Genomic DNA, 11,195 nt, shown 5'->3' with positions numbered 1-11,195 from the left:
CCCGATCCTTCTCGGCATGCCATTCGGCGCCCATCGCATCAGACTGCTCTTCCAGATCGGCAAGTTCCGCTTCCAGCGCGACCAGACGATCCTTCGAGGCGTTATCGTCTTCCTTACGGATGGCTTCCCGCTCGATCTTGAGCTGGATGATACGACGGTCGAGTTCGTCCAGAGCTTCCGGCTTGCTATCGATCTGCATCCGCAGACGGCTGGCAGCCTCGTCGATCAGATCAATCGCCTTGTCCGGCAGAAAGCGGTCCGTGATGTAGCGGTTGGAGAGGGTCGCGGCCGCAACGATGGCGTTGTCCGTAATGCGGACGCCATGATGCAGTTCGTACTTCTCCTTGATGCCACGCAGGATCGAGATCGTGTCGGCCACAGTGGGCTCACCCACGAAGACCGGCTGGAAACGGCGGGCCAGCGCTGCATCTTTCTCAATATACTTGCGGTATTCGTCGAGCGTCGTCGCACCCACGCAATGCAGCGTGCCGCGTGCCAGTTCCGGCTTGATGAGGTTGGACGCATCCATCGCGCCATCGGACCGACCGGCGCCGACAAGCGTGTGCATTTCGTCAATGAAGAGAATGATCTCGCCTTCAGCCGTTTCGATTTCCTTGAGAACAGCCTTCAGACGCTCCTCGAACTCACCGCGATATTTCGCACCAGCAATCAGCGCGCCCATGTCGAGCGACATCAGCTTCTTGTTGCGCAGGGCCTCGGGCACGTCACCATTGACGATCCGCTGTGCGAGACCTTCAACAATGGCCGTCTTGCCCACACCCGGCTCACCGATCAGGACCGGGTTGTTCTTGCTGCGACGCGCCAGGACCTGAATGGTCCGGCGGATTTCCTCGTCACGGCCAATAACCGGATCAAGTTTGCCAGCCTGCGCCACAGCCGTGACGTCACGGGCATATTTCTTCAGGGCGTCGAACGTGTTTTCCGCAGATGCGCTCGTGACGGTGCGCCCTTTGCGGATTTCCGCAACAGCACGCTCCAGAGCCGCCGCGCTGGCCTTGCCGTCCACAAGCGCCTTGCCCGCGGGCGTATTGCTGGACGCAATTGCGACGAGCAGACGATCCTGAGCGACATGACTGTCGCCCGCGACTTTCGCAGCGGATTCCGCGCCGTCCAGCAGACGGGCAAGATCCGGCGTCATCTGGGGCTGACCGGCACCGGCACCCTGCACTTTCGGCAGCTTGGCGAGAGCGGCATCATTGGCGGTCTGCACAGCCTTCGGATCGCCACCCGCCGCGCGGATCAGACCGGAGGCCGCGCCCTGTTCATCGTCCAGCAGAGCCTTGAGCAGATGCTCCGGCGTCAGCTGCTGGTTGTAGTCCCGAAGCGCAATGGTCTGTGCGGCCTGAAGAAAGCCCTGGCTGCGTTCGGTGAAATTCTGAATATCCATAGTCTAAAGTCCTCGTATGCCCCGTTGCGGCAGCATTGATGTTCTTGGCCGCCCCCGAAGGCAGCGGCCTGTGATGAATATTTAGGCAGTCATTTTTTCGTTTCAAGAGCCTCACGATGACGTTTTGCCGGCCCCTGCAACACAAGATCCGCCTTCGAAAGACGATCGAACGCGTTGCGGTTCTGATGCCAGTACGGATAGATCAGGTCCGGTGCACTCACATCGTCAAGCCTGCGGACTTGCTCCTGCGTCAGACGGAGCGACGCGGCAGCGAGATTGTCCAGAAGCTGGCTCTCTTTGCGTGCACCCAGAACCAGCGACGTGATCCCCGGCTTGTGCAGCGTCCAGGCCAGAGCCACGCGAGCGGCGGAGACGCTATGCTCTTCCGCAATCTGCACTAGAACTTCGACTGTATCGTAAAGCTTTTTCAGATCCCGGACTTCCGGCTCCGGCCAGCCGGAAATGCGGCGGGAATCTTCCGGGGCCGTCTTGCCGCGACGGTACTTCCCCGTCAGCAGGCCACAGGCGAGCGGGCTCCAGACCTGAACACCTAGCCCCTGATCCACGGCCAACGGCAGAAGTTCATATTCGGCATCCCGCGCTTCAAGGGAATAATAGAGCTGCTGGCTGACCGGGGTGATCAACCGGTGCCGCTCGGCAGCGCCCAGCAGTTTCATGGCCTGCCAGCCTGCAAAATTGGAAATGCCCGCATACCGGATCTTGCCCTGATCGCGCAGGGTCTGGAGCGCTTCAAGCGTTTCCTCGACCGGCGTCAGGCCGTCCCATTCATGCAGATAATAAAGGTCGATATGATCGCGCCCCAAACGACGCAGACTGTCTTCGCAGGCATTGAGGATATGATGGCGCGACAGCCCCTGTTCGTTCGGCCCCTTCCCCGTCGGAAAACGCACCTTGGAGGTCACGAGCAGTTCGCGGCTGCGTCCCTGAAGGACACGTCCCAAGATTTCCTCGGCCTCGCCGCCGGAATAGGCGTCCGCCGTATCGAACATGTTCACGCCATGCTCGACGCAGATATCCACCATCCGCGTGGCTTCGGCCACATCCACCTTACCGGTGGCGGCAAAATTGCCCTGCCCGCCGAATGTGACCGATCCGAAATTGAGTGCTGAAATCTTGAGGCCCGAGCGACCAAGCTGACGATACTGCATATCCATCAGGCTCCTTCTTGCTGAGACGTAGTGCAATGCAGAACACACGAACCCGGGATCGGTCCCGGTAAAATCGCCCCTGCTCTCGAAAACGTGAGAGGGTTGCGCAGATCCCCTCCGCAAACCCTGTTCACAAACGACGCCCCGGTCCATGATCGACGTCAAAATCCTGTCCGCCGTCATTCTTTTGGAGATGCAATGCCGTCACACCCCCTTCGTCGCGCCCTTATGGCCTGCGCCCTCATCTCTCCAGTGCTGTCCGCCGGGATTGTCAATGCCGCCGCTCCCGCGGCCTGCATGCTCGATCTCGCCAAGACCCGGAACGGAACGCTTGGCCTGCCGAACCACGCGGAAGTCACGCCGGACGGTCACTCCGTCTTGTTCCTGCGCTCGGGACCGTTCGACACACATCTGCATCTCTATCGCTACGACCTGTCGGATCATGCGATTCATGAACTGGCCGCACCTGCATCGGGGCCGGAACATCTGTCGGTCGAGGAGAAAGCCCGGCGCGAACGGGCGCGCCAGAGCATGTCCGGCATTACCGATTACCAGATGAGCGAGGACGGCGGCACAGTTCTCGCCTCACAGGGTGGGCAGCTCGAACGCATCGCCACGGATGACGGCCGCGTCACGCCTGTCGAGGGTCAGTGGATCGCCCCGCGCCTCTCGCCAGATGGGCTCAGCCTCGCCGCCGTGCGGGATAATGACCTTTATAGTGTCGATCTGGTCAGCGGACGTGAAACGCGCCTGACAACCGGCGGCAGCGACACTCTGAGCCATGGCCTCGCCGAATTTGCCGCTGCCGAGGAACTGGAACGTGCGGATGGTGCCTGGTGGTCGCCGGACAGCAAAACCATCCTGTTCGAGGAAGCCGATAACAGCGACGTCGAAAAGCACTACATCACCAACCCCGAAACCCCGCAGGCCGAGCCGGTCACTTTCCGCTATCCCCGCGCGGGCACGAACAACGCTAAAACGCGCTTCGGCCTCGTGGATGCCAAAGGCGGCCCGATCCGCTGGATTTCATGGGACCATGACGCATGGCCCTATCTCGGTCGCGTCGTCTGGCAGAAGAATGCCCCCCTCGCCATCGTCCTGCTCAACCGCGAACAAACGAAAGAACAGCTTCTCACGATCGACCCCGCAACCGGCGCCACCCATCTCCTTCTGGAACAGTCCGACCCGGCTTGGATTGAACTGGACCCACGTGCCGCATCCGGCGGCCACAACCTGCCCGTCTTCCTCGACAACAACGCAGGCTTTCTCTGGGCCGCAGACCGAGGCAAAGACTGGCAGCTCGAACTCCATACCCCGGACGGAAAACTCCAGCGCGTCCTGACGCCGCCCGGCCTGTCCTATATCGCCCTCAACGATTACGACGCCGAACACAACAGCCTTACGGTGACAGTCCGCGCCAACCGGCTGGACAACGAGGTCGTGCATATCGATCTGAAAACCAGGGCCGTTACACCATTCGTGACGGAGCGCGGCATTCACAACATCCATGTCACCAACGGCACGCACACGGCCATGGTGGATACGTTCGCCAGTGCCGCGGGCACGCGCCAGACTTTGGTGCGGGATACGGCAGGCCATGTCGTCGCAACCCTTCCGGGTGTGGCGCAGACGCCGAAACTTCCGGTTCATGTCGAGTTCACGACCGCAGGGGCGCGTGATCTGGACGCAGCCATTATTCGGCCGGACCATTTCAGCGCCTCAAAACATTATCCGGTCGTGCTGTCCGTCTATGCCGGGCCGGGCGTGAAGCTGGTGCGCGATACGCCAACAGCTTTTCTGGATGATCAGTGCCTTGCCAATCAGGGCTATATCGTCGTCACGCTCGACGGACGTGGAACGCCGGGGCGCGATCATGATTTCGAGCGGGCCATCAAGGGCAACCTGATCGACCTTCCACTTCAGGATCAGGTGGACGGACTTCAGGCGCTCGGCAAGCGCTACCATGAAATGGATCTCTCCCGCGTCGGCGTACATGGCTGGTCCTTTGGTGGCTATTTCACTGCCATGGCGACCATTCGCCGACCGGATGTGTTCAAGGTCGGCGTGGCTGGCGCACCGCCGGTTGATTTCGCGGATTACGACACGGCCTATACCGAGCGTTATCTCGGCACCCCGCAGGACGACCCGGAAGGCTATCACAAGAGCAATGTCCTGGCTTATGCCGACACGCTGCAACAGCCGCTTTTGCTCATGCATGGCATCACGGACGACAACGTCTATTTCGAAAACACCATGAAGCTGACGCAGGCCCTGCTTCATGCCGGCAAACCCTATGACCTGCTCCTACTGCCAGGCACGCACATGCTGCCTGATCCGGTCATCCGCGCTCGGGTGGCCCAGCGGCGGGAGCAGTTCCTGCACGCGGTTCTTCAGCCCGGAAAATAATCGTCGTCCCGCAGACATAGAAAAGGCCGGATCATAAAATCCGGCCTTTTCCACAGAAAATCTTCGGTTCAGACCGCCCAGTTCAGACTGCCATGTCATCGAACAGTTCCACGCGGGACCGCTTCGACAGTGTCTGGCGGTAGGCTTCTACCTCCGGGGGATACACGACGCCGCGAATCAGCGACAGGCTGTGCAGATGCGCGAACAGGTGGATATCGTCCGTGGAGAGCGCTCCATTGACAGCGTCCGATGCACGGATCAGACCCACCAGCTCCTTCAGCAACACGTTCAGTTCCGCCAGTTCAGGAGTCCCGTCCACCAGAAGGGCGCTGAACGATCCGACGGAAGGCTCCTTGCGCTGAATGAACCCAGCGCGCGCGGATGTCGTGGCGAACTCCGGCAGAGGTGCTGAAGCAGCGCGGGGCAGGAAGAGGCGATAGAGCGGCTTGGCCGCTTTCTGTAGCCAGTCCGCGATCTCGGAGCGTGTCTCTCCTGTCAGGACCGGAGTTCCTATCCCGTCGATATGGGTGACGATATCCATGCTCTCGGGCATGAATGTTCCGTCTTCTTCAAGGATGGGCACGACCTTCCGGCCCACCATACGAACCGGTCCGTCCACATCATCATTGAGTAGGATGCGCTGCTCATAAGGAATGTTCTTCAGCCCGAAAATCATCCGCGCCTTGGTGCAAAACGGGCAGTGTTCATAAAGATAAAGACTGTAAGGTGCGCTCATGCTGCGGTCCTGTTGTGAGGGGTGAGGACTGATCAGGCTTCCCCGACAGACGCTGAAAAAAGAAGAGGATCGATATCGATGGCCTCTAGCGCCTTTCTCCATTTCCGGGCGTGATCTGTCCCGAAGACGATGTCGTCCATTGCCGGGGCCACGAACCAGGAACTGTCGCGCAGAATTTCCTGCTCAAGCTGCCCCGACGACCAGGCCGCATGGCCAAGCGCCATCATCGCCCGTTTCGGTCCCTGACCCGTAGCCAGTTCGCGCAGAATATCCAGACTGGCAGTCAGGCTCGTCTGGCCATCGACATCGAGACTGCCTTCCCCGGCCCAGTCCGCCGAATGCAGGACGAAGCCCCGCGAATGCTCGACAGGGCCACCCATGCAGACACCGATCCGCCGCTCCGGCGGGTTCGGTTCGATTCCAAGCTGGGCAAAAAGATCATCCAGACCCGGTTGGGACAGACGACGGTTGACGATCAGCCCCATCGCGCCATCCTGTAACGAATGGGCGCAGACATAGATGACCGTACGTTCGAAGAATGTCTCCGCCAGAGCCGGGGCGGCCACGAGAAGTTTTCCCGTCAGCCCTAGTTCGGCAGGAGAGGAGTCCGTCAGGTTGTCAGTGCGTCCGTCGAGTGTTTTCTTCATGCCTGCCAACATGGGTGCATCCCTTCCCGTATTGCAAGCGTTTGCCTTCAGGAGTGTTAATAACATCCAATGTCATTGAACCGGGTCCCCCGGACCAGGTCATTGAACCGACTCCCCAAACCGCGCCTGCCGGGCGCACGCTGTCTGTCTGGAGATTGCCATGCCTCTCACTGTTCTCGTTACTGGTGCCACCGCGGGTTTTGGGCACGCGATCGCAACACGCCTCGTCCGCGAAGGCCATCGCGTCATCGCGACCGGTCGCCGCAAGGATCGTCTGGAAGCGCTCAAGGATGAACTGGGCGAGAGCGTCCTGCCTTTCACGCTCGACATGACTGACCGTGACGCGCTGCGCAGCCTCCCTGCTGCACTGCCGGAAGAGTGGCAAGATATCGACGTGCTCGTAAACAATGCAGGGCTGGCGCTCGGCATGGAGCCCGCACAGGACGCCGTGCCCGATCACTGGGAGACGATGATCGCCACAAACGTCTCCGGGGTCGTGGAACTGACGCGCGCGCTGCTGCCGGGCATGGTGGAACGCAATACAGGTTACATCATCGCGCTAGGTAGCACGGCCGGAACGTATCCCTATACCGGTGGCAACGTCTATGGTGCGACGAAAGCTTTCGTTCATCAGTTCACCCAGAACCTTCGGACGGACCTGCTCGGCACACGGGTTCGCGTGACCAATATCGAACCCGGCCTGTGCGGCGGCAGCGAATTCAGCAATGTGCGTCTCGCCGACGAGAGCAAGGCGGCCGCGGTCTACAAGGACACGACACCTCTGACCCCCGCAGACATTGCCGAAACCGTCTCATGGCTCATCGGCCTCCCCTGGCACGTGAACGTCAATTATCTGGAAATGATGCCGGTCTGTCAGGCATCGGGTGGGCTTGCGGTGAACCGTCATGTCGGTTGAAATCGGCCTCCCCCCCCAGCTTCGCATCACGGACGGCAAGAAGTTTCGTCTGTCCTCCATCCCAACGAACGACAAATTCTGTCGTCAGAAAAACGAATCCCGCACCCGTATCCGCGACTGTGTAGACCGGATGTCCGTCCTGCAGCAGCGGCTGGCAGCCTATGCCACCCACGGTATTCTGGTCGTACTTCAGGGCATGGACACTGCCGGCAAGGATGGCGCGATCCGGCACGCGTTCTCCGGTCTGAACCCACAGGGTGTGCACGTTACATCCTTCAAGGCCCCTACCGGAATCTCAACGCGCCATGACGATCTGTGGCGCATCCATCTCGCCGTTCCATCGCGCGGTGAGATCGGAATCTTCAACCGCAGCCATTATGAAGACGTTCTGGTAGAGCGCGTTCATCCGGACATGGTCCGGGCCCGCGGCCTCAATCCGAACCTTCCGGATTTCTGGGATCATCGTCTGGAAGATCTGCGGAACTTCGAAAGCTATCTGCACCGGCAGAACATCCTCGTTCTCAAGCTTTTCCTGCATATTTCGCCAGAAGAACAGCGCCTGCGCCTGCTCAAACGGCTGGACCATCCAGAAAAGCGCTGGAAGTTCAGCCCGTCGGATCTGACGGAACGCGAATTTTGGCCGCATTATACCGCAGCCTATGAAGAGGCTATCCGTGCGACCGCAACACCGGACGCCCCCTGGATCGTCATCCCTGCGGACCATAAATGGCTTGCTCGCGTTCTCGTGGCCGAAGCGCTGCTGGAGACGCTCGAAAGCCTGCACCTCAAGCAGCCGGAACAGAAAATGTCTGATGCGCTCAAGAACGCCCAGCAGGCCCTACTGAAAGGCGCGGCCAAGACCGTCTGATCCTGACCATGCTGCTTCTCTCCCGTCTCAGGCGCCTTTTTTCTCCACCAGCCACTCTGGCAGAGATTGCGCGCAGCACGACTGTTCTCGAAAGCTGTCTCGTCCGACCTGTTCCAACGCCCTGCGCCTCTGCCCTGAGCCATCCGGAACGCAACCCGTTCCGGAACTGGGAGAGCACGCCGGTTACGATCAGTCAGTTTACCTTGCACGACGTCGTGCTGGACCAGCCGCTGATGACGCTGTTGTATACAGATCATCCGATCGCTGAAACCGCCTATGTCCAGAATCCGGAAGCTGTACGTCACCTAAAGCTGCGTCCTGCAGATATCGTCTGTTGCGCACCTTTCAAGGGTGTGACCGCAAACTGTGTCGATCACTGGGCCTCGAACTTCTATCACTGGGTCGCCCATACGATCCCCACCCTGCATGTCTTGTCACAGTCAGGCAGGCCAGTCCGCCTTGTCCTGCCCGAACATATGCATCCGTGGCAGTTCGAGACGCTTGAGCTTTTGGACCTGAGCAGTGACGTTCATATCCATTTGCAACAGGGACGGCAGTACGCCTTTAAAAGCCTCGACTACATCACCTTCATCAATGGCAGTGCCGATTTCGCGGTCTCGAACGTATCCCACGACGCCTATGCGCGGCTGCGTCAGGCTGCAGGGGCCACAGCGCCATCTGCTGGACGAAGGCTCTATATCGAGCGTGGCAGTTCAGCCAACCGGCACGTTCCCAATGAAACCGAACTGGCGGCAGAGCTGGAAAAACTCGGCTTTGAACGCGTGCAGCCCGAAACGCTGTCGCTATCCGAGCAGATCAACCTATTCAGCGACGCCGGGATGGTCATGGGAATGCTGGGGGCCGGCATGGCCAATATCGCCTGGTGTCAGCCGGGAACTCTCGTTTACGAACTCGTTCCGTCCCATCACATCAATCCCTGCTTTGCCGCCATGGCGACACAGGGCGGGCTGAAATACTGGGCGGATGTCTTCCAGACAGGGGCGGCACGGGAAAACCATACCGACGGTGCCGCCCTCCCGCTTCCGGTCAGGGAAATTCTAGAGCGTGTCCGGGAACTGGTAGCCCTCCTGCCCGACGCCTGAAAAAACAACCCCCGCCGAAGACCTGCTCCGGCGGGATTCTACATTTCAGATCGTGAAAGACGGATCAGGAACGGCGCTTGCGGCTCGAACCGTCACCGCGCGGGCCATCACCGGCTGCGGGCTTCGGACGACCATAGCCCGAACCGCCGCGCCCCTTGTAACCGCCGCCGGCACCACCGCGCGGACCGCCCTTGAAGCCACCGCCCGAACGGCCACCGCCGCCAAAGCGCTTACCTTCACCCGGGTTACGACCACGGGGGCCCATGCCACCGGCAGGGGCCTCGGACGGCTCGATCGTCACTTCGTCGGCTTCCGCGCCGGCGAGGCAGGATTTGAAGCGAGCCACGCTCTCATCCGCGATCTGGAAATAGGTCTGTTCCTGATCGATACGGATGCTACCAATTTCGCGCTTCTGCACACCACCCAGACGGCAGATCAGCGGGATCAGCCACTTCGGATCGGCACGCTCGGTACGACCAACGCCCATCTTGAACCATTCACCGGACATGGTGTGCTCTTCGCGCGGTGCACGCTCGCCACGCTCCGTGCGGCGCGGCGCCTCAACGGACATCGGGCGGATCTGCTCAACCTTCGGCAGACGCGCACGATACAGACCAACCAGAGCCGCTGCAAGCTTGGTGGCGTCGTACTTCTCAACCAGCTGGTTGACCAGCTCGTCGGACATGTCGTCCACGGCATTGGTCAGGATCGGATCGTCCATCAGACGGGTCTTGTCCTGCTCGGCAATCGCATCGGCCGTGGGAACGGCTTCCCATTCGGCTTGGATCTTCGCCATCTGAAGCAGGCGCTCGGCCCGGCGACGCTGGTTCAACGGAACCATCAGCACGCTGGTGCCCTTGCGACCTGCACGCCCCGTACGGCCCGAGCGATGCAGCAAGGTTTCGGCCGCCGTCGGAATGCTCGCATGAATCACGAGGCTCAGGGCCGGCACGTCAATACCACGGGCTGCAACATCAGTCGCAACGCAGACACGGGCCTGACCGGAGCGCAAGCTCTCGATCGCACGGCTGCGCTCGTTCTGGCCCATCTCGCCGGAAATGGCGACGGACGCAAAACCGCGCTCAAGCAGGGCGGCCTGCACCTGATTGACCATCATGCGGGTATTGCAGAACACCATGGCCGTCGGGCTCTCGTAGAAACGAAGCACGTTGACGAGCGAGCGCTCAATTTCCTGCGGCTGCGTGATGACGCAACGATAGGTGATGTCGGAATGCTGCTTGGCACCCGAAACCGTGTCGATACGCTCGGCATTCTTCTGGTAACGGCGTGCCAGCGAGGCGATCTCGCGGGCGATCGTTGCCGAGAATAGCAGTGTACGGCGCTCGGCCGGGGCGGCATCGAGAAGCTGCTCCAGCTCCTCGCGAAAGCCCATATCCAGCATTTCGTCAGCTTCATCGAGCACGACGCAGCGCAGGGCGGACAGGTCAAGCGAGCCACGCGACAGGTGGTCGCACAGGCGGCCGGGGGTTCCGACCACGATATGGGCGCCACGGTTCAGCTCACGGGCTTCACTGCGGGCATCGGTGCCGCCAATGCAGCTCGCGATGCGGGCGCCGGTTTCGGCATAGAGCCATTTGAGTTCGGACTGGACCTGAAGCGCCAGCTCACGCGTCGGCGCAATTACAAGCGCCATGGGCTGAGGGGACGGCGGAAGGCGATCGGCGTCTCCGAGCAGGGTCGGAGCGATGGCCAGGCCGAAGGCGACGGTCTTGCCCGACCCCGTCTGCGCGGAAACCAGCAGGTCGCGCTCGTCCAGCCCCGGCTGCAGAACGGCTTCCTGAACAGGAGTCAGCTGTTCGTAGCCACGTGCCTCAAGGGCGCGCTTAAGGGCAGGATGGGTATCGGGAAAAGGCATATTTTATGAACACTCGGCAAACGTCACGCCGACGACAGGATGCGGCGGCTGGAATGCCGCTGCATA

The 11,195-nt window shown here is 60.8% G+C and carries 9 protein-coding genes (1 of these 9 only partly in view); 4 read left to right on the top strand and 5 right to left on the bottom strand.

What is annotated here, in order from left to right; all coding sequences use genetic code 11:
- Together clpB and IGS75_RS08505 are read right to left on the bottom strand one after the other, a co-directional pair.
- A protein-coding gene (gene clpB, locus IGS75_RS08510; protein ID WP_202256582.1) for an ATP-dependent chaperone ClpB crosses the window boundary here: on the bottom strand, nt 1–1,408 show its 5' portion. Its footprint begins 1,193 nt before the window's first position; 1,408 of the gene's 2,601 nt are visible here — the first part of the coding sequence; it begins with the start codon at nt 1,406–1,408; its stop codon lies off the left edge, out of view.
- Nucleotides 1,409–1,497: 89 nt separating this feature from the next.
- Nucleotides 1,498–2,577 carry an aldo/keto reductase gene (locus IGS75_RS08505; RefSeq protein ID WP_202258387.1) on the bottom strand — a complete coding sequence of 360 codons (1,080 nt, stop codon included), beginning with the start codon at nt 2,575–2,577 and terminating at the stop codon, nt 1,498–1,500.
- A gap of 198 nt (nt 2,578–2,775) precedes the next feature.
- Here IGS75_RS08505 and IGS75_RS08500 point away from each other — a divergent pair, with 198 nt between their 5' ends.
- Nucleotides 2,776–4,983: a S9 family peptidase gene (locus tag IGS75_RS08500; protein WP_202256581.1), complete on the top strand. Its 2,208-nt coding sequence runs from the start codon at nt 2,776–2,778 to the stop codon at nt 4,981–4,983.
- A gap of 82 nt (nt 4,984–5,065) precedes the next feature.
- Here IGS75_RS08500 and grxB read toward each other — a convergent pair whose 3' ends face one another.
- Nucleotides 5,066–5,719 (bottom strand): glutaredoxin 2, encoded by a 654-nt coding sequence (gene grxB / locus IGS75_RS08495; RefSeq protein WP_202256580.1) that lies wholly within the window; start codon nt 5,717–5,719, stop codon nt 5,066–5,068.
- Between the two features lie 32 nt (nt 5,720–5,751).
- Nucleotides 5,752–6,366 (bottom strand): YqgE/AlgH family protein, encoded by a 615-nt coding sequence (locus tag IGS75_RS08490; protein WP_202256579.1) that lies wholly within the window; start codon nt 6,364–6,366, stop codon nt 5,752–5,754.
- Nucleotides 6,367–6,526: 160 nt separating this feature from the next.
- Here IGS75_RS08490 and IGS75_RS08485 point away from each other — a divergent pair, with 160 nt between their 5' ends.
- Genes IGS75_RS08485 through IGS75_RS08475 form a run of 3 tightly spaced genes read left to right on the top strand, consistent with a single transcriptional unit; the run spans nt 6,527 to nt 9,253 of the window.
- Complete coding sequence (locus tag IGS75_RS08485; protein WP_141352713.1) at nt 6,527–7,282, top strand: SDR family NAD(P)-dependent oxidoreductase; 756 nt, start codon at nt 6,527–6,529, stop codon at nt 7,280–7,282.
- Entirely contained in the window at nt 7,272–8,150 is an 879-nt protein-coding gene (locus tag IGS75_RS08480; protein WP_202256578.1) for a polyphosphate kinase 2 family protein, read from the top strand. The genes IGS75_RS08485 and IGS75_RS08480 overlap by 11 nt, the downstream gene beginning before the upstream one ends.
- A gap of 8 nt (nt 8,151–8,158) precedes the next feature.
- Nucleotides 8,159–9,253: a glycosyltransferase family 61 protein gene (locus IGS75_RS08475; RefSeq protein WP_202256577.1), complete on the top strand. Its 1,095-nt coding sequence runs from the start codon at nt 8,159–8,161 to the stop codon at nt 9,251–9,253.
- 64 nt (nt 9,254–9,317) lie between these two features.
- Here the strand turns inward: IGS75_RS08475 and IGS75_RS08470 are convergent, their stop codons facing one another.
- Complete coding sequence (locus IGS75_RS08470) at nt 9,318–11,129, bottom strand: DEAD/DEAH box helicase (RefSeq protein WP_141352719.1); 1,812 nt, start codon at nt 11,127–11,129, stop codon at nt 9,318–9,320.
- Nucleotides 11,130–11,195 lie beyond the last annotated feature (66 nt).

The organism is Gluconobacter sphaericus, from assembly GCF_016757795.1.
In the GTDB taxonomy this organism is placed as follows: domain Bacteria; phylum Pseudomonadota; class Alphaproteobacteria; order Acetobacterales; family Acetobacteraceae; genus Gluconobacter; species Gluconobacter sphaericus.
Note: the sequence above shows the minus strand (reverse complement) of the source record. Positions and strands in the feature narration are given on the sequence as shown.